This window comes from Cryobacterium sp. TMT1-66-1, assembly GCF_004403435.1.
Lineage (GTDB): Bacteria > Actinomycetota > Actinomycetes > Actinomycetales > Microbacteriaceae > Cryobacterium > Cryobacterium flavum.
In genome coordinates this window covers 1-23,970 of sequence record NZ_SOGP01000015.1, presented here as the reverse complement: position 1 = coordinate 23,970, position 23,970 = coordinate 1, and the positions used below count along the sequence as shown (strand labels likewise).

The window sequence follows — 23,970 nt, the reverse complement described above, 5'->3', positions numbered from 1 at the left end:
CGTGAGCGCGCACACCCTCACGCTGGTCTCACCGCCCGACGACGTGGACACCGTGCACGCCCTGCTCGAAACGGTCTGGGCGGATGCCGCGCACGTCTCCCCGAGAGACCGTTTCAGTTTCGAGACGGCCCTGATCGAACTCGCCTCGAACGTGCTGCGCCACGGCAACACCGGCAGCGGTGTGACCTGCGCACTGCGGCTCGAGGTGAGCGCTGTCTCGATCGACGCGCGGCTGAGCGATACCGGGGGGACGGTAGTGGAGCTGCTCGCGGCGTCCGCCGACCCCGCATCAGACGGTGCGGTGGACAGCCGTGAGATGCCCGATGCGCTGAGCGAATCGGGCCGGGGAATCGCGCTCATCCAGGCCCTCGTTGACGAGCTCGAATACACCCGCGACGGCGACGTGAACCGCTGGCACATCGTGCGAACGCTGCGGTCATGACTGCGTCGGCTATTTTCCAGCACACCGAACTCACCCGCCAGCGCGCGCTCGACGACCTGCATATCCTCGACACCGCGCCGGAGGAACGCTTCGACCGCATCACCCGGCTGGTCAAAGAGCTCTTCCATGTGCAGATCGCCATCATCTCGCTCATCGATCACGACCGGCAGTGGAACAAGTCCAGCGCTGGCGTCGAGCCCGATCAGCCCCTCGAGTATCCGCGGTCCAATGCCTTCTGCGATTCCACCATCGACGCTTGCGGCACGTTGATTGTGCCCGATGCCCGGCTGGACCCGCGGTTTCGCGACAATATCTATGTGACCGGGGAACCGGGCATCCGCTTTTATGCCGGTCATGCTCTCGAAGCGCAAGGCGGCGAACGCATCGGCGCCCTATGCGTGTTCGATACCGTGCCGCGCGAGTTCTCGGCGCTCGAGCAGAATCTGCTCCGCGACCTGGCGTTCTGGGTGCAGAACGAGCTGAACGCCTCGCAGGAACTCGACCAGGCCGCCGCGGTACAGCGCGGCCTGCTGCCCAAGAAACTCGTGAGCCTGCCGGGGTTCGAGGTGGCCGGGGCCTGTTCGCCGGCGCGCGCCGTCGGCGGCGACTTCTACGACTGGTATCCGGTGGGGGAGGGCGCGGCCTTCACCCTCGCTGACGTCATGGGCAAGGGGGTGGGTGCGGCGATCATCGCGGCGACCGTGCGGGCAGTGCTGCGAGCCGGATCTCGTCTCGATGGTGTGGCCGAGGTCGCGCGTATCGCGGCGGCGACGCTCGACCCAGACCTCGACGAGGCGGGCAGTTTCGTGACGCTGTTCCACGCCCGACTCGACATGGACACCGGTGTCGTGAGCTACGTCGATGCCGGCCACGGCCTCACCCTGGTCGTGCACGCCGACGGCACGACCGAGCGGCTCACGTCGCTGCGGCTGCCGCTCGGCGCCGGCGACGACTCGCCCTGGCAGGAGCAGACTGTCGTGCTCGCGCCGGGCAGCACGCTGGTGTCGGTGAGCGACGGTGTGCTCGACCTGTTTGACGGCACGCTCGCCTCCCTCGACGCGGTCGACCGGCTGGTGCGTGGGGCGCCGACTGCCCAGAACGCTGTGGATTCGCTGATGCTGCGGGCCGGGCTCAGCGCCCCCGACGATGTCACGGTCATCGTCATTCGGCGCGCGGGCGAGCGGTGAGTGTGCGGTCAGGCGGATCCGCTCGCAGCGATACACTCGACAGTGTGAATTCTCAGGGAACCGTTGACGTAGTCCTCATTGGTGGCGGCATCATGAGTGCCACCCTCGGCACGCTCCTGAAGGAGCTGCAGCCCGACTGGCGCATCGAGGTGTACGAGCGCCTCGGCGAGCTGGCCCAAGAGAGCTCGAACCCGTGGAACAACGCCGGCACCGGCCACGCCGGGCTATGCGAACTCAACTACATGCCGCAGGCTGCGGACGGTTCGGTCACCGCCGACAAGGCCGTCGTTATCAACGAGCAGTTCCAGATCAGCCGCCAGCTGTGGGCGCACCTGGTTTCGATCGGCGCCCTGCCCGAGCCAGAGAAGTTCATCAACTCCACCCCGCACATGACCTTCGTGCACGGCAAAGCCAACGTGGAATACCTGCGCAAGCGCCACGCCGTGCTCGCTCCCGAGCCGTTGTTCGCCGGCATGGAATTCAGCGATGACGCCGCCACCATCGGCACCTGGACCCCGCTGCTCACCCGCAAGCGCCCCGCCGGCCAGAAGATCGCCGCCACCCGCATCACGAGCGGCACCGACGTCGACTTCGGCGCCCTCACCCGCTTTCTGTTCGAGAACCTCTCCCGGAAGGGGGCCACGATGCACATGAACGAGCAGGTCGTCGGCCTGGGGCACAAAGCGGATGGCACGTGGAACCTGAAATTGCTGCGCCACGTCGGGCAGACCCGCAGTACCATCAACGCCCGCTTCGTGTTCGTCGGAGCCGGTGGCGGCGCACTCGCTCTGCTGCAGCAGAGCGGGATTCCCGAGATCAAGGGCTTCGGTGGCTTTCCGATCAGTGGCCAGTTCCTGCGCACCACCAACCCGAAGCTCGTCGCCCAGCACCAGGCCAAGGTCTACGGCAAGGCGGCCAAGGGCGCCCCGCCCATGTCGGTTCCGCACCTCGACACCCGCGTCGTCGACGGCGAAATGTCGCTTTTGTTCGGCCCGTACGCCGGGTTCAGCCCCAAGTTCTTGAAGACGAGCACCTGGTTCGACCTGCCGTTCTCCATTCGCACGCACAACCTCGGCCCGATGCTAGCCGTCGCGAAGAACAACTTCGACCTGATGAAATACCTGATCGGCGAGGTTTTCGCGTCGCGGAACGCCAAGATCAAGGCCCTGCGCCAGTTCATTCCCGCCGCGGATTCGAAGGACTGGGAGCTCATCACGGCCGGCCAGCGCGTTCAGGTCATGAAGAAGGACCCCAAGCTCGGGGGAGTGCTGCAGTTCGGCACCGAGGTCATCACCTCGAGCGACGGCTCGATCGCCGGCCTGCTCGGCGCCTCGCCGGGAGCCTCGACGGCCGCGCCGATCATGGTGGACCTGCTGGCCCGCTGCTTCCCCGACCGCATCGAGGGCTGGAAGCCGCGGATCCGCCAGATGATCCCCAGCTACGGCACCCGCCTCTCCGACGACCCCGCCGCTGCGGCCGCGTCCCTCGCCGCGACCGCCGAGGTCCTGAACCTCACGAACTAGTCCCAGCTCGCCTCGCGAGAGCGCAAAAAGTGCCCGATTGGAGTGTCCAATCGGGCACTTTTTGCGCTCTCGCGGAAGGAAGATTGGAGCCGGGTGGGGATCGCGTAGGAGGGCGTTGTCAACCCCTTGAATGCGGGAGTTAGCGGATGTCTACTTAAAGCCCAATGGCGGCCAGGAGGCGGCACGTGAACCCGAACAATGGCGTTTCGGATGCCCAGAATCTGCGCGTATCGCAGCTCGGCATTCTCCAGCTCACCCCGACCGAATGGTTGGTGCGAGATTCGCACATGCTCGATGGCGACCCGGCCGCCCTGCTCGGAGTTATCCAGCAGAGCGGGGACGCCTATGAGGTGACCAAGCTCGGCGTGCTCACCACGAGGTGGTTCTACTCATCCTTCGACCGGGCCCAAGCCAGTTTTTTGGTGCGCGGTGCACCCGGCCCGGGCGCACCAATGCGGCCCGGCAGCCGCCAGGTCTCACGCGTCACGGACTAGCCGAGACGGTCGGCCCGCGGTCTACATTTCGTGGCTGTCGGCACCCGTGGTGGGATTGGTGTGGTGCTGCTCCTTCTTGACGGATGCTTCGGTGCGGTCGAGCAGGTCACTCACCTTGTTCTGTGCCACGGAGGCGGCGTCGCGCGCAATCGTCTCGGCCTGCGAGATGACTTTCTGCGTGGCGGGGTCGCCCCACATTTCGTGGGCTTTCGCGCTGAGCCGGTCATAGGCCTGGCGGCCGGCCTTGGATCCGAGAACGAAGCCGGTCGCGGTACCGGCGAGGAACAAGAACTTGCCTTTCATGGGGACTCCTTAGGGGTTGCGGGGTACGGGGACGTCACGCGGTGGGTTCGGCGAGGCGGGGGTCTTCTGCGTCGACGTCGTGCCCGACGAGATCGGGGTTCGACGGGTTGTCGGCGGGGTCGATGTCGTCGAGGTTGGGCTCGTTGTCGACGTTGTCCTGATCGTCTTCGGCATCGCTGTCGGGCGCGGCGGCCTCCCCGGCTGTCGAGCCGTCGTCGCTCGGGGCCGGCCCATCGGGACCGGTGCCCGCGCTTGCGACCGGAACGGCTGAGCCCGCGTGTTCGTCGTCCGGCCCGTCGGGCCCATCCGGCCCGACCAGCTGATCGGGGTTGGTCGGCGAAGCCGGGGCCTCGGGCGCAGATTCGGTTTCTGGGGTGTCGGGGGCATCGAGCGGCGGCTGGTTGTAGGGGTCGGAGTCGTAAGTCACAGGTCTACCTTTCTCATGGGGACGGCCGGTCGCAGCGGCGACCGGCGGGCGGCACTCAAGTTATACCCCGAACGGGTGACATTCATCAGGTCGCTTCGCCGAGTAAAAGTGTGCGCAGCGCCGTCTCGACCGAGACCCGGCCCGCGGGGTCGATGGTCTCACCGGCGAGATAGAGGTCAACCACGCGCGGATCCACGTAGCTCGTGCGCGCGATCGCCGGCGTGTTGCCCAGTGCATCCGCCGCCTGACGCATGGCTTCGGCGATGGCACGGTTGTCCTGGCGCCGGCTGCGCGTCGCAGCACGTGGCGGCCGGGCAGCGGATGCCGCGGGCGCGGCCGATCCCGCCGGCCCAGCAGCTGAGGCTTGCGCGCCCGGCGCACGTGCAGCACCCGCAGCACCCGCGCCATCCGTGCCGCCAGACGATCGTGGCCGCCCGGCAGAGCCCGCCACACCGGATACGGCCGGCCGGCCGGTCGCCTCCGAGGTCACCTTCAAGCTCTCGGCGAGACTGGCCGCCAGGCTCTGCGCGGCGGCGGCCGTGCCCCGCAGGGTGCGAAAGTCCTTCGCCGTGAACTCCCCGCCGGTTCGTTCCTTGATGAAATCGTTGATGTCGGCGGCCGACACGATGTCCTCGATGTCATCCAGTACCCAGGACAGCAGCGGTGCGGCCGGCCGCTCGCGCAGGCGGGCGCGCAGATACAACGCGAGGTCGGCATCCGTTATGACGCCCTGAAACTGTTGCCCACTCTTGGCCGGAAAATTCAGCCGCACCACGTCGCCGCGCACCGTTACGTGGGAGCAGAGCAGCGTCGAAAGGCCGTGGCTGCCGTACGTATCGGCGTAGCGCTCGCTGCCGATGCGCAGCGAGGCGAGGTCGAGCATGCGAAACGCCGCGGCGAGCGCCCGGGTGCGCGGCGGGCCGTCGCCGCGAAGCTCACGGGTGACTTGGCCGCGCACCCGCGGCAGCGATTCGGCCAGCTGCAGCGCGCGCTCGAACTTGAGGCGGTCCTTCTGTTCGCGCCACACCGGGTGGTAGATGTACTGGCGGCGCCCGGCGGCGTCGATGCCGATCGCTTGGATATGCCCGTTCGCGTGCGGCGAGATCCATACGTCGTTCCACGCGGGCGGAATCGCGAGCGCCGCGAATCGCTCGCGCAGCGCCGTCTCGGTCACCTTCTGCCCGGCGGGGTCGCGGTAGCTGAAGCCCGTGCCGGCGCGCTTTCGCGTGTACCCCGGCCGGGTCGGGTCACTGCGTCGCAGCCGGGTCATGCCGGTGTGGCTTCTGATCGCATGTCGGCACAATAGTGCGATTCCCCTCCGAGCGGATGCCGCGGCGCCGGTGTCCGCGCGCTCGCGGCCATCGAGCCGCTCAGGCGCGCTCGCCCATCGAGCCCTTCCGGCGTGCTCGTGGCACGTGTTGAGGAAGCCCGCACGTGTTCAAACCAGTGCCAACTTCCCCAACGCGTGCCGCGAGCGGATGCCACTGCTCGCGCCCGGCTCGCCCGCTCGCGACCTTCGAACGCGTTCGCGGCACCCTCTGTAGGAGTGCCGCGAACTCTGCTGAGTGCCGCGAGCCTGGCGCGGGCCGCGGGCATCCGCTCACTCCGGGTTTTTCGGCAGACACTTGCAATCCAATCGAACTTGTGTTCGACTTAGAGCATGCGGTGGAGCTCACAAGAACTACAGACCGAGCGGCCCGGCGCCCTGCCGGGGCTGGCCCGCCTGAACAACCTCGTGCGCAGCGTGCAGACGCCCGAGTTCGCCGGGATCACGTTCCACGAGATCCTCGCCAAGTCGGCGCTCAACCACGTGCCCGGGCAGAGCGCGCTGCCGTTCGGCTACACGATCAACCCCTACCGCGGATGCTCCCACGCCTGCACCTACTGCTTCGCGCGTCCCACGCATCAGTACCTCGACCTCGACGCCGGCAAGGATTTCGACAGCGAGATCATTGTGAAGGTCAACGTGGCCGAGGTCTTGCGAAAAGAGCTGGCGAAACCGACGTGGGGGAGGCATCCGGTGGCCCTCGGCACCAACACCGACCCCTATCAGCGCGCCGAGGGACGCTACCGGCTGATGCCGGGCATCATCGCGGCCCTCGCCGACAGCAAGACGCCCATCTCCATTCTCACCAAGGGCACCCTGCTGCGCCGCGATCTCGACCTGTTGGTCGAGGCGAGCGAGCATGTTCCGGTCGATCTGGCCATGTCCATCGCGATCTACGACGACGAGCTGCAGCAGTCCGTCGAGCCGGGCACCCCCACCACCAAGGCACGCCTCGCCACGGTCACCGCGGTGCGCGAACGCGGCCTGGACTGCGGCATCTTTCTCATGCCTATTTTGCCGTTTCTCACCGACACCCGAGCCCACCTCGATGAGGCGCTGCGCCAGGCCAAGGCTGCCGGGGCGACGAGCGTGCTCTACTCGGGGCTCAACCTTAAGCCCGCAGTCAAGGACTGGTACCTGCAGTGGCTCGGCCGCGAGCATCCCGAACTGGTCGGCCGCTACCAGGAGCTCTACGCCCGCGGCCAGTACGCCCCCAAGGAATACCGCACCTGGCTCGCCGCCCGCATCAAACCACTCATTCGAGCGCACGGCCTCGAGCGCGGGGTCGTCGACCCGTCCACCGGCGGGCTGCGTTCCAGCGCCCTTCCGTCCTCCCCGGAACGGATGCCCGCCTCCCGCGCGCCCGCCCTTCTCCCTGCGCCGGGCCCGGGTTCTGCGCTGGCCTCTGCACCGGGCGCTTCCCGGGGCCCGGGCCCGGGCCCCGTCCCCGGGCCCAGTTTAGAAACTGGGCCCGGGGTCACAAGGTGGGCCCCGGGCTCCGAGTCCCCGCGGTCGCTGATCGCCGCCGAGCTCCCGCCCGAACTCTCACCCACCCTGTTCTGACCGGTCAGACTTTCCGGACCGGGGCCGGGAAACTGGGCTCATGATCGGCCCACGGCTACACCACCCGCCCAACCACCACCCGCCCCCATTCAACCCCGGTGGCATACTTGACCAGGGGGAAAATATGTCTCTGGGTCTACCCGGCCACTTAGTGCAGCTGACGCTCGCGCGCGCCCTCGCGCGGGCCGCGCACTGGTTCGCGCTGACCTGCCTGATGGCCGCGGTCGTGTCCGTCGGCATTCTCAGCCTCACCCGCAGCCCCGAACTCTGGATCACCATCGTGGTCGTGGCCACCATGGGGGCCCTGCTCATTCTTTTCACCCGGCACCGCCGCATCACTTTGGCGGTCGCCTATCTCATCGTCGGAACCCTCGGCGTCTACGTCTTCACCACGACCGTGCTCGGCGTTCCCGACGTATTCCCCGCGGCGAATATGTTCCTCGTTGCCCTGCCGAAGATGGCACTCGTCATGGTCGGCGGCGCCGGAACCACCGCCCTCGCCGGCGTGCTCTGGAGCACTGCGGCCTTCATCCTCGCCGAGACCGCCGCGTTCCTCGCGATCCTGGGTACCGCAGTGCCCTACCGGCCCGACCTGTTCACCCTCTCCACCTACCTCGTGCTCGTCGGCGTCATGGTGCTCGCCGGAATCGACCGCCGCGCGAGCAACGCCGCCCAGCCCGCAATCCACCGTGCCGTGCAAGACGGATCCAACCGCCAGCTCCGCGACGCCCTCGACACCCGCGCCATCGCCCTACTCAATGACACGACCGTGGCCCAGCTCGTCGCCCTGTCCCTGGCCGAACCCGGCGCCCTCTCGCCGGGCCTCCGGGCGAGCCTCAACTACACGCTCGCCACCCTGCACGACACCAACTGGCTCACCGACATCGACGCCCGCACCAACACCGACCCGCAACCGACCCTCACCGGCACAGCCACTGAGAACACCCCGAAATCACCCGTCAGCGACGCCTGGCTGTCGAGCGCCGTCTACACCGCCATCGAACGCACACGCGACCGCGGACTCGTTGTCGAAGTCACCGGCGACCGCGACGCCCTCGCGCGCCTCGACGCCGGCAGCGACCGCGACGTGGGCCTCGCCGTTGAGCAGTGCCTCGTGAACGTCATCCTGCACGCCGGAGTCGCCTCCGCCGAGGTCGCCATCGAATCCGACCTGAGCACAATCTCACTGCTCATAACGGATGCCGGCCGCGGCTTCACCGAATCGGAATCCGCCTCCGACCGCCTCGGTCTGCGGCAGTCGGTGCGGCGCCGCATCGAACAGCTCGGCGGATCCGTGCTGATCTGGAGCCGCCCCGGCGCCGGCACGAGCGTGCGACTGACGGTTCCGGCCGCCACACGCACGCCCACGAACCCTGCCACCAGCCAGACCGCGCGAAACCGCCCGACCCCACGAAACCCCCGATGACCCGCGCGACCCCGCCCAGCCACAACCCGGCGACCCCACGGAACCCCCGATGACCCGCGCGACCCCCACTCCGCGCCGGCCGCGCGCGCCGGCATCCGCTTCGCAGCAGCGCCTCGACCCCATCGGCGGCCTCGCCGCGTGGCCCCTCGCCCCGGTCGTCGCCCTCATCGTCGTGACCTACGCCATCGTCGCGACGATATCGCGCATGCACGAGATCCAGATCACTGAGCTCGCCGCGGCCTCCGTTGCCGTGCTCATGATCGCGGCCGCCGTGCTGGTGTGGGCCGCCCGCCCCGATCTGGCGCCGTTCCCCCGCACCCGCGCCGTCGTGATCGTGGCCCTCGGCCTCGCGGCGCACCTGCTCGCCGCGGCGAGCACCTGGCAGTTCAACGGCATGATCCAGGACGACTTCGCCCCGATCGGACTCGGCCTGCTGCTCCTCGCCCTCGCCCCATTCCGTCCGTGGAAAGAAATCCTCACGCTCGGCGTCTCCTCCGCCGTCGTCGTCGGCGTCACGGCCCTGGCCCAGTCTCCGTTTCTCGGCATCCAGACCCCGCCTTTTCTCTTCGCCATCATCGCCATGACCCAGGTGCTCGCGCCCGCCCTCGCCTCGGCGGCGTATTCGCGCCAGGTCGTCAACTCCATTCACCGCTGGCAAACGGATGCCCGCCGCGCCATCCGCGCGCGCACCGAAGAGAGCCGGGGTCTCCTCGCCACCGAGGTCGTCGATCAGCGCCTGAAAAACCTCGGCGCCGACGTGCTCCCCTTTCTGGCCGACGTACTTGAGCGAGAAACCCTGACAGCAGCCGACATCAAACGGGCGCGCTCCCTCGCCTTCCAGGTGCGGCGGGTGCTCGTGGCCGAGGTCGACCACACCTGGCTCGACGACCTCATCGACCGCGAACGCCTCAAACTCACCGAGCGCGGACTCAACCCGCTGTGCGTGATCGCCGACCCCGAACGCCGCGCGACCGGCTTCGACTCCGATCAGCGCGCCGCCGTCGGTGCCCTGATCGTGGCCCTCTGTCGGCTCAAGGGCTTCGACCCCACCAGCCTGGTCGTGCAGATCGACGGATCCGGCGAAGCCCCCGCCGACACCGACCAGATCACCCAGGCCTTCGGCCACCGCGGAGCCCGCCCGACACCGGCCGCCGACACCACGACCATTGCCATCGTCACCGCCGCCGAACAGCAGGCCGCCACCCAGGCGAAGGCCCAGGCCCGCGCGCAGGCCCAGGTGCACGCCGCCACCGCCCCCAGGCCGCGCACAACGGGGTTGAGCGCCATCGACACCATCACGATCCAGGCCGGCATCTCCCTGCCGCCGTTTCACCGCCGCCGAGCCCTGCGCCCGTACCTCAGTGTGCTGCGCGCCGTGTTCACCCGGGTGCGGGTGACCAGCCGGCATCCGCTGCTCACGCTAGAATTTGACGCTGAGCGCACCACGACCAAAGGCATCAAATAATGGCGAAACTGTACTTTCGATACGGCGCCATGAACAGCGGTAAAAGCACGTCCATGCTGCAGGCGGCCTATAACTATGAGGAGCGCGGCCACCACGTGCTGCTCGCCAAGCCGAGCGTCGATACCAAGGGTGACCGCGGCATCCTCTCCCGGCTGGGCGTCACCCGCGCCGTCGACTTTCTGCTCACTCCCGAAACGGATGCCTACGCCGCGTTCCAGCAGCACCGCGGCGAGGTCTTAAAACAGTCCGGCCGTGACGTAAGCGCCCTACTGCTCGACGAAGCCCAGTTTCTCACCGAAACCCAGGTCGACGACCTGCTGCGCATCGCCATTATCGAGAACGTACCCGTGTTGGCCTACGGTATTCGCACGGACTTTCAAACCGTCGCCTTTCCCGGAAGCCGCCGCCTGCTCGAGGTTGCCCACAGCCTCGAAGAGCTCAAAACCATCTGCCGCTGCGGGCGCAAAGCGGTGTTCAACGGGCGCAAGATCGACGGCGCGTTTGTGTTCGACGGCGACCAGGTGGCCATCGACGGCGAAGAGGTCACCTACGAGTCGCTCTGCGGCAGCTGCTATCTCGACGAGAGCCACGGAGTGCTCAACAATCGCAGCCGGCCAGCGCCCGAATAATCCGCCCGAATAAAGCGCCGAGCGCACAGCCCGCCTGACGCGGTCGGGACGCTCGTCGTCGTCGCGAGCACCCCCTGTCCCCCCAGTTCCCCGATTCCAGCTTAGAAATTCGAAGCAGACCGGTCCAGCCGCCAGTTCTGTGGGCCCCCAAACAGGGCACAGCGCCCAAAGCCCACAATGGGGTGCGGTCGGATGTGAAAGGAGACATTAGGGTAAAATCCATGTACCGCTATCGAGTGGCCCTCATCGACGATCACGAGATCGTCGCGCGCGGATTCGCCGAGTTGTTTTCCACTATCCCCGAGATCCACGTTGCTGGCACCGTCGCCACGGTGACCGAACTGCTTGAAACCACGCCGCACGGCACCCGCATCGACCTGGTCATCCTCGACCTGCGTCTCTCCGACGGCTCAACGGTCATGAGCAATGTCGACCGGCTTCGCGCCCGGGGTGCGGCCGTACTCGCCTTCACCGGGGGAGACGACGCCCAGCTCATGCGGGCCGCAGCCCGCGCCGGCGTGCTCGGCGTCGTGCGCAAATCCGAGCCGGCCGCCGTGCTGCTCGACGCCATCACGCGGGCCGCGCGCGGTGAAACCATCGCCTCCACCGACTGGGCCGCCGCCCTCGACGGCGACCCCGACCTCGCTGACGCGGGCCTCAGCCCGCGCGAGCGCGAGGTACTCGCGCTCTACGCGGCCGGCGCGAAAGCGCCCCTCGTCGCGTCCCGCACCGCACTCTCCGAGGCCACCGTCATCGACTACATCCGCCGCGTTCGCTCCAAGTACGAGCGCGTCGGACGCCCGGCCAACACCAAGATCGACCTATACAAGCGCGCTCTGGAAGACGGCATCCTGCCCGTTCCCGGCCGCTCCTAATGCCCCAGCGAAATTCGCACGAAGCGGATGCTCCGCCTCGCCCGCCGAGAGCGCGTCCCGACGCCGACACGGCCGCCAGCGCCTGCGCCACCGAGCTCGACGACGTATCCGCCACCGAACGTCTCACCCGGATGCTCTACCTCGGCGTCGGCGCCACCGCGCTGATCTTCGGCGTGCTGTCCCTCGACGTGTTCCTGCGCCAGGTCTACAACCCGTTCCCGGTCGCGTCGACCGTCGGCTGGTTGTTCATCGTGGGGTTGCCGGCCGCCCTCGGTTTTCTTTCCCATATGGTGCCGCTGCGGGTATTACGGCGCATCGCTCTCACTGAAGGCTTCACCTTTTCGTTCATCCTCTGCTGGTGGCTGGTCATGCGGCTCGAACCCCTCCCGGCCGGCACCGATGTGCCGTGGGTGCTCATGCTGTCGGGCATTCCCACGGTTGCCATCGCCATCAGCGTGCGGCCCTGGACAGCGCGCATCTATGCCGTGCTGGCGTCTATCGCGAGCGGACTCATTCGCGGCGCGACCTCGCCGGAAGCCGACCCACTGCTCGTGGGGTTGCAGGACGCCCTCTATATGCTCCTTCTGTCGAGCGTTCTGGTGGGGCTGACGCTGACCATCCGACGCAGCGCCGCTCGAGTCGACGGGGAGGAATACGTGCGACGGGCCGCCGAATCCGAGCAGGCCGCCCGGCTTGCCCGGCGCGCGGAGCGGCAGACCATCAATGCCCTCGTGCACGACAGCGTGCTCTCCACCCTGCTGATGGCGGGCCTGAACCGGGCCTCGCCCACCGTGGTCGCCCGCCAAGCGCGTTTCACGCTGGACCAGCTCGACGCTCTCGGCACGGATGCCCGGACGGCCCCCGTCAGCGGGGCTGACTTCGCCAATCAATTGCGGCACCAGTGCCAGCAGCTCGCGGCCGCGGTGCACGTCACGATTCTGCAGAACGATCTCAAGCCGATCCCCGCTCCGGTCGTACTCGCGCTGCTCGGTGCCGCCGGCGAGGCACTGCGCAACTCGGTCGCCGCCGCCGGAGTTGGGCATCCGCATCAGGTGCGCCGTCGGGTGACGCTGAGCGCCGACCGGAATGCGATTCACCTGGCGGTCACCGACGATGGGGTAGGTTTCGACAGCGCCCGCGTGCCCGACAACCGGCTGGGAATCGTGGAGAGCATCGTCGGTCGCATGGAACGCGTGCCGGGCGGAAGCGCCGTCATCACGAGCCGGCCGGGTCACGGAGTCACTGTCGATCTGTTCTGGGTTCGAACGATAGCGCCGATCGGGGCCTCGCCAGCGGCCACTCCGGCGGCCGTGACCGCGGCGACGGCTCTTTTCGCCCGCATACCAGGGGCGGCACCGCGTCCCCTGTCGTTCTCGGCGTCGCTCGGTCTTTCCGTGCGCCTGTCCCGGCTCGTCGTCGTGCTCTTCATCGTCGTGCACTCGGTGCTCGCCGCCGCCAACTCCGATCGCATCACCATCATGCCGCTGGGCATCTTTGCTTTTCTCGCGCTCTCCAGCGCGGCGATTCTGGTCACCGGTGATGCCGCTGATCCGATGCCGATGATCCGCACGGTAGGTGTTCTCCTGCTCTGCACGGTCGCTGCCGCCCTGATGTTCTTCCACATTCCGAGCGGGCCGGTTGGACCGTTCGCCCACTGGCACCTGGGCGCCATCACGCTGTTGCTCGTCGTGTTGGTCGCCCGCGGACGCACCGGTTGGGCCTGGGCGGGGTACGCCATGATGGCTTTCAGCTCCATCGCTGTGGCGGTGCACACGGGGCTCACCGTCGGCGACGGCCTCCTGCAGGCAAGCCGCCACGCGGGTACCCTCCTGGTGGGCACCTTGTTCGCCGTGGCCCTGCGGCACTACTCACGCAATCTCGACGAGTTGTACCGCGATCGGTTGCAGAGGGAAACCATTGTGGCCCGCACTGGCGCGACCACCTCCGAACGTCAGGTGCAGGTCGCCCGACTGAACGCGTTGGCGCGACCCTCGCTCGAACGTCTCACCCGCATCGACCCGGTGACGGATTTTCAGCGCGACGAGTTCCTACTGGTCGAGGCCAGCCTGCGCGACGCCATTCGAGCGCGCTGTCTGTTCGTCGAACCCATCATCGGGGCAGCCTGGGCGGCACGCTCCCGCGGGGTCGAGGTCGTGCTGCTCGACGACAGCGACGATCGGCCACCGGCATCCGTTGCGCTGACGGCCGCGATCATCAGTGGTGAGCTCGACCGGCTCACGCAGGGTCGGCTCACGGTGCGGGTGCTCCCGCCTGGTCGACCAGAATTTGCCACCATTATCGTAGAGACCTCCGTGAACGACGTCACCCTGAGCCGGTTGTTGCTCATTGCCAGGGACGGCATCGTGCGGGAAACGTGATCGTCTGCCTCAATTACCCCCACTACAGGTGCTTAAGGGCGTTTCTACGCTGATTTGCCAGAAAAAAAGGCAAAACAAATTGTGTATTGCACCAATCATCCCGCTAACCTGAAAGTCGCCTAGGTATTTCACGACGATATGCCGGGACACGCCAATTTCGGCGTATCAGTCATTCAACTACCCGGGGGGACCCTCACCTATGTTCAAGAAAAGCCTCGCTACTGCGGCACTCGCTATCTTCGCCGTCTTCGCGGTTGCGCCGGCCGCCAACGCGGTTGACTACACCCCGACATCCGGCGGAACCGCCAGTGCAACTCCCGTTGCCGGCGCAACCGTTGCTGTCAGCTTTCCGACCAACGCGTTCGTTGGCACCGAGCAGGTCAAGATCAACGTTGTCGGATCGCACGCTGCCACGCTGTCTGTAGTTGCCTCGCCTGTCACCACGAGCATCACCAAGGCCGCCACGGCCGGTGCGGTCACGGTCAACGTCAAGCTCGCCTCCAACGCCACCGGCGCTTACACGGTGACCGCAACGGGCCTGTCGTCCAACCGCGTCGGAACCGCCGTGTTGACGCTTGCTGCCGCCGACGCTGGCACGTCTACGGGCCTCGCGTCCACCGGCTTCAACGCTCCGGTCCTCGTCATCTGGGGTGCCGCTGGCCTCCTGGTTCTCGGTGGTGCACTCATCGCCGTGCGCATCTCGGTTCGTCGTCAGCACGCTGCCGCGTAATTAGCTTCATCGTGTAGCTGCTGGCTGCTCTCAACAACGCCTCGACTCCCTTCGGAGTCGGGGCTTTTTGGGTACTCGAGACGATCGCGCCCGCCCCGCCCGCCCGGAGCCGCCCAACGGGCGCAGAAAAGCCCGGCCGGAGATCCGGCCGGGCTGGGAAACTTCGTGGGCCAGAGCGACCCGTGCGCTGCGCTACAGGTTGCGCGGCGGCGGTTCGGTCACGATCTGCAAACCGGTCGACGAATTGGCCGACAGCGTCAACGCCTCGACCCAGTCGCGGTTGAGGCTCGGTATTTTGCTGCCGAAATACTTGAAGGCCAGGGAGATGCCAGAATGCACCCAGACGGTGCTGCGCCCTCCGCCAACGAGCGGATCATCACGCCAGGAGAAATAGAACGATTCCCCGCGGCGCAATTTGGTGCCAATGACGATCTGAATGTGTGCGAGCGCCCGGTCATCGAAATCGACCGTGATACTCGAGTCGTACGTAAACTTGCCCATTCCGGTGCCTCGCGATGGTTCTTCGGCGAACGCGAACGGGCAGGCCGAATCGCATACAACCACGGGTTTCGTTCCCGGTTGGGGATCGAAAATTGTTATGCGTTTTTGATCATAGCGATGCGGGCTGCAAAGTGCCTAGCTTAGTTAGCCAAATATCAGCCCCCAATGCTGGGGGTAGTCAGATCGGTCCGGCGCCGCTATATGGCGCGAGCCGTTCAGAACGCCAGAAGCGCCGGCACAACGACGAGCCCGTTGAACGTCACGTGCGCAATGATCGCGCCACCGATACGCCCGGTGGCCAGCGAAATGGATGCCGCAGCCAGGCCAAAAATCAGCGTCGAGACTCCGACCACCACGATGGTCTGCGCGTTCCCGACCTCAATGGTCACCAGGTGCATGAGCGCGAACGTCAGCCCGCTGACGGCAACCGCGATCACCCCAGCCCAACCCGAAGAACCGCGGGTCACCACCTGGCTATGAACGGCCCGCAGCACGAGGCCGCGAAAGAAGAGCTCCTCCACTAACGGCGCCAGCAGCACCGGGGCCAACAAAGCCCCGAACAGCCACCACAGGTCGTACACCGTCTCGCCGAAGCTGACGCCGGTGGTGCCCATGCTGCCGTAGACCCCGATTTCGATCAGGCTGGCCGCCGTGCGGGTGAGAAGCCCCACGGCGATGCCCCAGACCAGGTCAATCGGTCGAATCGACAGACGCAGAAAGCGCCGCACCGCGCCGCTCTGCTCGCCCGCCGCACGGCCAACACCGAACGCCGTCACGCCGATCGCAACCAGCAGCGGCACCCAGACGCAGAGATAGCCGAGAAGCAGGGCGACGTTGCCGTCGCGAAATGTCGTTGCGCCCACCGACGCCAGCAGTACCATGGCCACCACGATGCCGATGCCGGCGGGCATCAGAAGACTCACTGGCCGAGCGTGCGGCTGAGTAAATGCCCCCATAGTTTCACCATCCCGTCACTCCAAACTACCGGCCCCGGCCCCCGGTCGGCACGCGGGCCAAAGTTCGGTACCCTCAGAGCAGGGGAACCGCACGTTCGTGCAGTGAAGTACGCGCCGGATCGGGAGCTGCCATTCCCGGTTACGACACGAGGGGATCAAGCCGCATGGAACTTCGCGACTACATTCGCATTCTGCGCAAGAGCTGGGTGCTCATCGTCTTGTGCACGCTTGTGGCCGTGGGTGCGGCATCCACATATTCGATTCTGCAGACGCCCGAGTACAGCGCCACGTCCAAGGTAGTCATCCTGACGCAGTCGAGCGGGTCTACCGCCGACCTCGCCCAGGGCAACAACTTTTCCGTGGCGCGCGTGAAGACCTATTCCGAGCTTGTGACCACACCGATCGTGCTGCTGCCCGTCATCGCCAGTCTCGACCTGGGCGTCACGGCCGACGTACTGGCGACGAAGGTGGCTGCCTCCGCGCAGCTGGATACGTCGATCATCGACGTCGTCGTGACCGACACCGACCCGGTGCGGGCGGCTGACACCGCCAACGCTATTTCGACCAGCCTCACCCGGGTTGTCGAAGACATTGAGACTCCGGATGCCGTCGGCGCGACATCACCGGTCAAACTCACTCTCACGCAGGAAGCGACCGTGGCGACCGCTCCGGTGAGCCCCAACGTGCCGCTCAACATTGCCCTGGGCGCCCTCGTGGGCCTGGCCCTCGGCGTCGGCATCGCGGTGCTGCGGGAAACCCTGGAAACCCGCATCCGCAACACCCGCGACGTTGAAGCGCTCACCGACCTGCCAATTCTCGGCGGAATCGTCTTCGATCCCAAGGCCAAAGACCGTCCGCTCATCGTGCACGTCGACCCGCGCAGCCCGCGAGCCGAGTCGTTTCGCACCCTGCGCACCAATCTGCAGTTTCTCGACGTGGGCCGGGTCGACCGTGCGTTCGTCATCACGTCGTCGATCGAGAGTGAGGGCAAGAGCACGACCGGCGCCAACCTTGCTATCGCCCTGGCGGATGCCGGCTCGCGCGTGCTGCTGGTCGACGCCGACCTGCGCCGCCCTAAGGTCGCTGACTACATGGATGTCGAGGGTGCCGTTGGCCTCACCGACGTGCTCATCGGTCGCGCCGAGCTGGCCGACGTTATCCAGCCTTGGGGCAAGGGCCAGCTGTTCGTGCTGCCGGCCGGCCACGTGCCGCCGAACCCGAGTGAACTGCTCGGCTCCACCCGCATGACCCAGCTCATCGCCGAGTTCAACCGGGCCTTCGACGTGGTCATCTTCGATGCTCCGCCGCTGCTTCCGGTGACGGATGCCGCCATCCTCGCCAAAAACGTCGGCGGCGCTCTCGTTGTCGTCGCGGCCGGGCGCACCCACAAGAACCAACTCACTGGAGCCATCGCCGCTTTGAACAATGTGGGCGCCCCCATTTCGGGGCTCGTACTCACCATGCTTCCCACCAGCGGCCCCGACGCCTACGGCTACGGGCATTACGGCTACGGCTACAGCTACGGCGACGTGGACGCCGTCGAGGGTGAAGTGCTTCCCGCAGCGGATGCCGGCCCGGCCCGCGCTCGCGGCACTCGCGTCAAGCCGTAATCGGCCTCCGCGCTCTGCTTGAATAGGGCAATGTCTTCCTCCCCCTCGGCCCACGCTGCACCCCCGAAACGCACCCGCACCATCGTGGGGTTCGTCGTGCTCGGTGTGCTGGTCATCGTGGTGGCGGCCACCGCCTGGGTGGGTATTCGCGGCCTGGAGGCCAAGGATGCCCTCGAGGCGGCCGTGCCGCTCGCCACGAGCATCAAAGATCAGGTCGTCGCGGGTGACAGCACGGCCGCCGCCCAGACCGCAGCCGAGCTGGCCGAGTACGCCGACACCGCCCGGTCTCGCACCAGCGACCCGATCTGGCGCACCTACGAACTGCTGCCGTTCCTCGGCCCCAACCTGGTGGCCGTTCGCCAGCTCGCCGCCGTGGTTGACGACGTCGCCCAAAACGCCGTCACGCCCCTCGCCGCGCTGGCCGGCACCATCGACCTGACCGATTTCAAGCCCGTTGACGGTGCGATTGCCCTGCAACCGCTGATCGACGCTCAGCCCTCGGTGACCGCGGCCAACAGTGCCATGGCCCGCGCCGCCACCAACGTGAACGCCATCAAAACCAACGACGTCCTCGACGTCGTGCGTGGCGCCGTCAGCCGTCTGCAGACCGTCACCGTCGAAACTTCGGCCACCCTCGACGGCCTGAACCGTGCCGTGACCCTGCTGCCAGCCATGCTCGGAGCCACCGACCCGCGCGACTACATTCTGCTCTTTCAAAACCCGGCCGAGCTGCGTTCCACCGGCGGCATCCCCGGCGCGCTCGCGCTGCTGCACACCGACAACGGCCGCATCGAGCTCACCCAGCAGGCCAGCTCGACCTCGTTTCCGGAGTATCCGGCCCCGGTGCTTCCCCTCGGCGACGACATTCGCAGCATCTACGGCGACATCACCGGCCAGTTCATTCAAAACGTCTCGATGACCCCGGACTTCGCGCAGTCGGGCGCACTCGCCCGGGAGATGTGGCGCCTCGAATTTGGTGTCGAAGCCAACGGCGTGCTCTCCATAGACCCGGTCGCGCTCAGCTACCTGCTCGACGCGACCGGCCCGATCGCCCTCGCCACAGGCGACGAACTCAACGCCGGCAACGCCGTGCAGCTGCTGCTGAGCGACGTCTACGCGCGCTACAGTGACCCCGAGCAGCAGGACATCTTCTTCGCCGCCGCCGCCGGGGCCGTGTTCGACGCCGTCAAGAGCGGCAACGCCGACCCCACCAAGCTCATTGCCGCGCTCGGCCGCGCCGCGACCGAGAACCGGGTCATGGTCTGGAATGCCGACGAGGCCGAGCAGAACATTCTCGACGGAACCACCCTGGCCGGGGCCCGCCCTGTCAGCGACGACGAAACCAATCGGTTCGGGCTCTACCTCAACGACGGCACCGGCTCCAAAATGGACGTCTACCTCGATGTGCAAACGGCCATCGGCCAGAAGACCTGCCGCAAAGACCAGCGCCCGCAGTACGCGCTCGAGGTCACCCTCACCAATACTGCGCCAGCGGATGCCGCCACCAGCCTTCCCCCCTATGTCACCGGCGCCGGCGCCTTCGGTGTAGCGCCGGGCAACATCAAGACCCTGATCGCGGGCTACGGCACTCAGGCGATGCAAAATCTCGGGCTCACCCGCGACGGTGCAGAGGTCCCCTATCACCCGGCCGCCGATGCCGGCTACCCGGTGAGCTCCATCGGCATCGAACTGGCACCCGGCGAGAGCACCGTACTGCGCTTCAACTGGCTCGGCCCCGAGCCCTTTACCGGCAAGATCGAGCTGCGCAGCACGCCGCTGATCGCGCTGAACGAACCGACTTCACTAGACTTCAATTGTTAGGGCTCGATAAGCTGAGCCGCAGAGGCACAAAGCCACAACGTACTACCGGGGGATCCACCTTGCTGAGAAAACTTCTTGCCACGCTCGCGCTCGTTGCTGTCGCCGTTCTGGCTGGTCCGGTTGCCGCGCACGCGGCCGGCTACGTGGCCGCCGACCTCATAACCGTTTCCGGCAGCCAAACCGCCGGAAGCACGGTCACTGTGACGTTCGACGACGGCGCTTTTGCCGGCGGCGAGCAGGTCTCCGTCGCGGTCTCGGGCGAAGGCTCGGTCACCCTGGCCGCTCTGCGTGCCGCCACCGTCGACACCCACAAAACGGCCACCAGCCTCGGTGCCGTGAACCTTAAGGTCACTCTGCCGAGCGATGCGACCGGCTCTTATACCGTCACGGCGATCGGGCTCACGTCGCAGAACATCGGCACCTCCACGATCACGGTCGTTGCCGCCGACGGGGCTGGCTTGGCCTCCGCCGGATTCGACGCTCCGTTCGTGCTCATCTACAGTGCGGCCGGCGCCCTGCTGCTGGGCCTGGGCTTGGTCATCGCACTGCGTTTCACCCTGCGCCGTCGCGCCGTCACCGCTTAGTTCCCGGATTCACCCCCTGATTGCGGGCCGCTCGCCCAACCGAGCGGCCCCTTTATCTGTGTCAAGCTACAGGTTGGCAGTTTTGTACCGCAACGAAAGGTAGCAGCGTGGAACTCCGCGACTACATCCGTATCCTGCAAAAGAGTTGGATGCTCATCGTGGCGCTGACCCTGGTGGCTGTGGCTGCGGCATCCGTTTTCTCGATTCTGCAGACACCGACCTTCAGCTCCACGTCCCGGGTATTCGTGTCGACGCAGTCGAGCGGCACCACGAGTGATCTCGTGCAGGGCGCGAGTTTCACCGTGGCTCGGGTCAAGACCTACAGTGGCATCGCCGTTTCACCGCTGGTGCTGCTGCCGGTCATCGATACCCTCAAGCTCTCCGAAACGGCGGCCGAACTGGCCGAGAATATTACCGTGTCGGCGCCGCTGGACACCTCGATCATTGACATTGCTGTCACCGATGCCGACCCGCGTCGGGCCGCTGACATCGCCAACGCGGTGTCGGAGAGCCTCGCCGCCGGCGTGCAGCAGATTGAGCAGCGCGACCAGGTCACCGGGGCCCCCACCGTGAAACTCACCCGGGTGCAGGTGGCCAGTGTGCCGTCTGAGCCGGTGGCCCCGAACATTCCCCTCAATATCGCGCTCGGCGCTCTCGTGGGGCTGGCCCTCGGCGTGGGCCTCGCGGTGTTGCGCGAAACCCTCGACACCCGCATTCGCAGCCAGCGTGACGTGGAGCAGGTCACCGACCTGCCCATCATCGGCGGCATCGTGTTCGACCCCAAAGCCGCCGAGCGCCCGCTTATCGTGCACGCTGACCCGCGCAGCCCGCGCGCGGAGTCCTTTCGCACCCTGCGCACCAACCTGCAATACCTCGACGTGGAGCGGGTCGACCGGTCGTTCGTCGTCACCTCCTCGATCGGCAGCGAGGGCAAGAGCACCACGAGCGCCAACCTGGCCATCTCACTGGCTGATTCCGGTGCCCGCGTGCTGCTCGTCGACGCCGACCTGCGCAAGCCGCGCGTCGCCGAGTATATGAACATCGAGGGCGGTGTCGGGCTCACCGACGTGCTCGTCGGCCGCGCCGAGATTGAGGACGTCATTCAGCCCTGGGGCCGCGGTCAGCTGTTCGTGCTGCCTGCCGGCCACATTCCGCCCAACCCGAGCGAGCTGCTCGGGTCGTCGCGCATGGCGCAAATGATCGAAGACTTCAACCGCACCTTCGACGTCGTCATCTTCGACTGCCCGCCGCTGCTTCCCGTAACGGATGCCGCGATTCTCGCCAAGAGCGTCGGCGGCGCCATTCTCATCGTCGCGGCCGGGCGCACCCAGAAGAATCAGCTCAGCGGCGCCATCGCGGCGCTCGCCAGCGTCGGCGCTCCGATCAGCGGCGTGGTCATGACGATGTTGCCCACCAAGGGACCGGATGCCTACGGTTACGGCCACTACGGCCAGTACGGCTATGGGCACACCTACGGCGACGTCGGCCCGGCCCCCGAGATCGTCGCCCCCAGCTACTCGCGGCGATCGAGGGCCCAAGCATGACCGCCCCGCGCGACCTCCCAGCCGCAGCCCCCCGAATCCTCATCGTCTGCACCGGCAACATCTGCCGGTCGCCGCTGGCCGAGCAGCTGTTGCGGCAGAATCTGACCGCTGCCGGCATCGATGCCGTCGTCACGAGTGCCGGAACGCGTGCCATGACCGGCAGCGCCATGACGCCGGAGGCTGCGGCGTTGTCGTCGCAATATGGAGCGTCAAACACCGACCATGTTGCTCGGCAACTCACCGAGAAGCTCATCGCCGACGCCGACCTGGTGCTCACCGCCACGCGGGACCACCGCCGCGACGTCGTGACGATGCTGCCCAAGTCCACCCGCTACACCTTCACCCTCAACCAGTTCGCCCGTCTCGTGGCCGCCGCCGAACCGACCCGACCGCCGCTCGATTTCGCGGCCTACGTCGCCGACGTCGCCTCGACCCGTGGACTCCACCCGTCGCCGAACCCGCCCACCCTCGACGACGTCGATGACCCCTACCGTCAGTCCGCGGCCGTCTACGCCCGTGCCGCCGCGGCCATCAACGCCTCCGTCACCACGATCACTGCCGCCCTGGTCGCGGCCGGAGCCTGATGCCTCACTCACGCCGTCGTCGCCTCATCGCGTACTCCGCCATCGGACTGTTCGTGCTGATCGACGCCGTGCTCGTCACGAGCGCACTCACCTCCACCTCGGTTGACGCGGCCGTTGACGCGTCGTCGACGCCGGCAGCGACGGCATCCGTTTTCCCCACGCCGAGCGCTACTCCTTCGCCCGCCCTTGCCGCGACGCCGACCCCCACCTTCGCGCCCGCGGTCAGCCCGGTGCCGGCCTCCCGCCTGCTCTCGGCCGTTTCGACCACCGCAGCCTGGCGCGCCACGACCGGAGCGTGCCCGGCCACGGCGGCCTCGCCCGAGCTCAGCACCGATTCCGGCGCCACCTGGGTGACCAGCAACGCGACCGCACCGACCGGGGTCACCGCCCTGCAGAACATCTTCGCCCAGAGCGAGTCCGTCGCCGAATTCGTGGGCCTCGCTGACGAAGACTGCGCCCCGCAGTTCGTCAAGACCTTCGTCGGTGGCGAGAACTACTCCAGCTACCCCGATGAGCTCGACGTGGCCTGGTACATCGACCCCGCGGACCGCGCCACCGTGCACGGCCCCGATGGCCTCGCCACCGCCCCGTGCGACGCCGTCGTCACCGTCGCCCCAAGCGTCGGAGACGCCGGCTCGGCCGCCGTGCTCTGCGCCGACGGCCGCTTGTTCGCCACAACGGATGCCGCCACCACCTGGTCGCCGCCGGTAACCGTCGCCGGAATGGTCACCCTCACCGCCACGTCCACGGGCTACCTGGCCGTCGCGACCACCACGAGCGCCACCACACCCGCCGACTGCATCGGTGTGGACCTCGTCGTCCTCACCGCCGACCTCGCACCCACGGTCACCGGCTGTTACCCGACCGAGCAAACGCCCGCTGCCCTGGCCGGCAACGTCGCGGTTGCCGCCGCCGATGACACGGTTTGGCTCTGGATCGGCGACGCCACCCTCCGTTCCACCGACGCTGGCCGCACGTGGCTCTAGGGGCCCGGGTGGGAACCCGGACTCGAGTGCCGAGGCCGTGCCGGTACCCCGTTCAGCTCTGCGGAGATTTCGGGCCGAACGCCTGAATGCTCCCTGATTTGGGGTTCTGACGGCAAAATTTCCGCAGTATTGCACCAGGCACCGAGTACAAGTCGCCCAATTTTCCACAAATAATCAAATGCGCACCACACCCCGGCCAGCGGGACTATTCTCAGCGCATGGACGATAACGTCGCATGGGTCTTCGAGAAGAAAGACGTCGCTCAGCCGCGCCTCTGCCCGCAGTGCGGCGATCCCCTGGAAGTCACTTGGCACGGCACGGGTTACGACTACGGCTGCGCCAACCTCGCGTGCCCGCAGCTGTACTTCGGTCCGCCCTACTCCGAGGCCGAGCTGGCCAGCGCTGTGCCGGCCGAGGTGCGTTCCCCCAACTGCCCGCGCTGCCTCATACCCATGCAAATCGTGCCCGACGGCGAGACCTGGCAATTCGCCTGCGTGCAAAGCGGATGCGACGGCAGCTGGCCCCCCACCGGCTCCTGACCCGCCGCCACAGCCCGCGCTCGCAGCGCCCCCGTCCGCGCCCCCGCCACAGCCGCCCCCGCCACAGCCGCCCCCG

General features: G+C 67.2%; 23 protein-coding genes. 18 read left to right on the top strand and 5 right to left on the bottom strand.

Annotated features, from left to right (window positions below):
* Position 1 precedes the first annotated feature (1 nt).
* The 4 genes from E3T29_RS10820 (at position 2) to E3T29_RS10805 (ending at position 3,646) form a co-directional block, all read left to right on the top strand.
* Positions 2 to 442, top strand: a complete 441-nt coding sequence (locus E3T29_RS10820) for an ATP-binding protein (RefSeq protein ID WP_166792385.1) — start codon at positions 2 to 4, stop codon at positions 440 to 442.
* Complete coding sequence (locus E3T29_RS10815) at positions 439 to 1,629, top strand: PP2C family protein-serine/threonine phosphatase (protein ID WP_134345436.1); 1,191 nt, start codon at positions 439 to 441, stop codon at positions 1,627 to 1,629. The genes E3T29_RS10820 and E3T29_RS10815 overlap by 4 nt, the downstream gene beginning before the upstream one ends.
* Before the next feature lie 44 nt (positions 1,630 to 1,673).
* Positions 1,674 to 3,152: a malate:quinone oxidoreductase gene (locus tag E3T29_RS10810; protein ID WP_134345435.1), complete on the top strand. Its 1,479-nt coding sequence runs from the start codon at positions 1,674 to 1,676 to the stop codon at positions 3,150 to 3,152.
* A gap of 185 nt (positions 3,153 to 3,337) precedes the next feature.
* The gene (locus tag E3T29_RS10805) at positions 3,338 to 3,646 is read left to right on the top strand and encodes a hypothetical protein (RefSeq protein WP_134345434.1); all 309 of its coding nucleotides are present in this window, start codon (positions 3,338 to 3,340) and stop codon (positions 3,644 to 3,646) included.
* Between the two features lie 21 nt (positions 3,647 to 3,667).
* Here E3T29_RS10805 and E3T29_RS10800 read toward each other — a convergent pair whose 3' ends face one another.
* The 3 genes from E3T29_RS10800 to E3T29_RS10790 all read right to left on the bottom strand — a co-directional run bounded on the left by E3T29_RS10800 (position 3,668) and on the right by E3T29_RS10790 (position 5,646).
* Entirely contained in the window at positions 3,668 to 3,949 is a 282-nt protein-coding gene (locus tag E3T29_RS10800; RefSeq protein ID WP_134345433.1) for a hypothetical protein, read from the bottom strand.
* Between the two features lie 34 nt (positions 3,950 to 3,983).
* Positions 3,984 to 4,376 (bottom strand): hypothetical protein, encoded by a 393-nt coding sequence (locus E3T29_RS10795; protein WP_134345432.1) that lies wholly within the window; start codon positions 4,374 to 4,376, stop codon positions 3,984 to 3,986.
* 85 nt (positions 4,377 to 4,461) lie between these two features.
* The gene (locus E3T29_RS10790) at positions 4,462 to 5,646 is read right to left on the bottom strand and encodes a DNA topoisomerase IB (RefSeq protein ID WP_134345431.1); all 1,185 of its coding nucleotides are present in this window, start codon (positions 5,644 to 5,646) and stop codon (positions 4,462 to 4,464) included.
* Between the two features lie 390 nt (positions 5,647 to 6,036).
* On the opposite strand from E3T29_RS10790, the gene E3T29_RS10785 reads away from it, so the two are divergent.
* The 7 genes from E3T29_RS10785 (at position 6,037) to E3T29_RS10755 (ending at position 14,769) form a co-directional block, all read left to right on the top strand.
* Positions 6,037 to 7,266 carry an Rv2578c family radical SAM protein gene (locus E3T29_RS10785; protein ID WP_134345430.1) on the top strand — a complete coding sequence of 410 codons (1,230 nt, stop codon included), beginning with the start codon at positions 6,037 to 6,039 and terminating at the stop codon, positions 7,264 to 7,266.
* A 124-nt stretch (positions 7,267 to 7,390) separates the two neighbouring features.
* On the top strand, positions 7,391 to 8,692 hold the full coding sequence (locus tag E3T29_RS10780) for a sensor histidine kinase (RefSeq protein WP_134345429.1): 1,302 nt from the start codon (positions 7,391 to 7,393) through the stop codon (positions 8,690 to 8,692).
* A gap of 49 nt (positions 8,693 to 8,741) precedes the next feature.
* Positions 8,742 to 10,157, top strand: a complete 1,416-nt coding sequence (locus E3T29_RS10775; protein WP_134345428.1) for a hypothetical protein — start codon at positions 8,742 to 8,744, stop codon at positions 10,155 to 10,157.
* Positions 10,157 to 10,786: a thymidine kinase gene (locus tag E3T29_RS10770; RefSeq protein ID WP_104089025.1), complete on the top strand. Its 630-nt coding sequence runs from the start codon at positions 10,157 to 10,159 to the stop codon at positions 10,784 to 10,786. The genes E3T29_RS10775 and E3T29_RS10770 overlap by 1 nt, the downstream gene beginning before the upstream one ends.
* 221 nt (positions 10,787 to 11,007) lie before the next feature.
* Complete coding sequence (locus E3T29_RS10765; RefSeq protein ID WP_092340297.1) at positions 11,008 to 11,661, top strand: response regulator transcription factor; 654 nt, start codon at positions 11,008 to 11,010, stop codon at positions 11,659 to 11,661.
* Positions 11,661 to 14,039, top strand: coding sequence for a hypothetical protein (locus E3T29_RS10760; protein WP_134345427.1), 2,379 nt, complete (start codon positions 11,661 to 11,663; stop codon positions 14,037 to 14,039). The genes E3T29_RS10765 and E3T29_RS10760 overlap by 1 nt, the downstream gene beginning before the upstream one ends.
* 199 nt (positions 14,040 to 14,238) lie before the next feature.
* Positions 14,239 to 14,769, top strand: a complete 531-nt coding sequence (locus E3T29_RS10755) for a sortase (protein WP_134345426.1) — start codon at positions 14,239 to 14,241, stop codon at positions 14,767 to 14,769.
* A 192-nt stretch (positions 14,770 to 14,961) separates the two neighbouring features.
* On the opposite strand, the gene E3T29_RS10750 is transcribed toward E3T29_RS10755, so the two are convergent.
* Together E3T29_RS10750 and E3T29_RS10745 are read right to left on the bottom strand one after the other, a co-directional pair.
* Positions 14,962 to 15,270, bottom strand: a complete 309-nt coding sequence (locus E3T29_RS10750; RefSeq protein WP_134345425.1) for an ATP-dependent DNA ligase — start codon at positions 15,268 to 15,270, stop codon at positions 14,962 to 14,964.
* A 215-nt stretch (positions 15,271 to 15,485) separates the two neighbouring features.
* Positions 15,486 to 16,193 carry a type II CAAX prenyl endopeptidase Rce1 family protein gene (locus tag E3T29_RS10745; protein WP_166792384.1) on the bottom strand — a complete coding sequence of 236 codons (708 nt, stop codon included), beginning with the start codon at positions 16,191 to 16,193 and terminating at the stop codon, positions 15,486 to 15,488.
* A 197-nt stretch (positions 16,194 to 16,390) separates the two neighbouring features.
* On the opposite strand from E3T29_RS10745, the gene E3T29_RS10740 reads away from it, so the two are divergent.
* From E3T29_RS10740 to E3T29_RS19665, 7 genes are all read left to right on the top strand, one after another.
* Positions 16,391 to 17,836 (top strand): polysaccharide biosynthesis tyrosine autokinase, encoded by a 1,446-nt coding sequence (locus E3T29_RS10740; RefSeq protein ID WP_134345423.1) that lies wholly within the window; start codon positions 16,391 to 16,393, stop codon positions 17,834 to 17,836.
* Between the two features lie 30 nt (positions 17,837 to 17,866).
* A complete protein-coding gene (locus E3T29_RS10735; protein WP_134345422.1) occupies positions 17,867 to 19,657 on the top strand; it encodes a DUF4012 domain-containing protein in 1,791 nt (596 codons plus the stop codon).
* A gap of 59 nt (positions 19,658 to 19,716) precedes the next feature.
* Positions 19,717 to 20,241: a hypothetical protein gene (locus E3T29_RS10730; RefSeq protein WP_134345421.1), complete on the top strand. Its 525-nt coding sequence runs from the start codon at positions 19,717 to 19,719 to the stop codon at positions 20,239 to 20,241.
* A gap of 107 nt (positions 20,242 to 20,348) precedes the next feature.
* Complete coding sequence (locus E3T29_RS10725) at positions 20,349 to 21,785, top strand: polysaccharide biosynthesis tyrosine autokinase (protein WP_134345420.1); 1,437 nt, start codon at positions 20,349 to 20,351, stop codon at positions 21,783 to 21,785.
* Complete coding sequence (locus tag E3T29_RS10720) at positions 21,782 to 22,369, top strand: low molecular weight phosphatase family protein (RefSeq protein ID WP_134345419.1); 588 nt, start codon at positions 21,782 to 21,784, stop codon at positions 22,367 to 22,369. The genes E3T29_RS10725 and E3T29_RS10720 overlap by 4 nt, the downstream gene beginning before the upstream one ends.
* The gene (locus tag E3T29_RS10715) at positions 22,369 to 23,355 is read left to right on the top strand and encodes a hypothetical protein (RefSeq protein WP_134345418.1); all 987 of its coding nucleotides are present in this window, start codon (positions 22,369 to 22,371) and stop codon (positions 23,353 to 23,355) included. Before E3T29_RS10720 ends, E3T29_RS10715 begins: the two co-directional genes overlap by 1 nt.
* A 218-nt stretch (positions 23,356 to 23,573) precedes the next feature.
* On the top strand, positions 23,574 to 23,894 hold the full coding sequence (locus tag E3T29_RS19665; protein ID WP_166792383.1) for a hypothetical protein: 321 nt from the start codon (positions 23,574 to 23,576) through the stop codon (positions 23,892 to 23,894).
* The last annotated feature ends 76 nt before the right edge of the window (positions 23,895 to 23,970 follow it).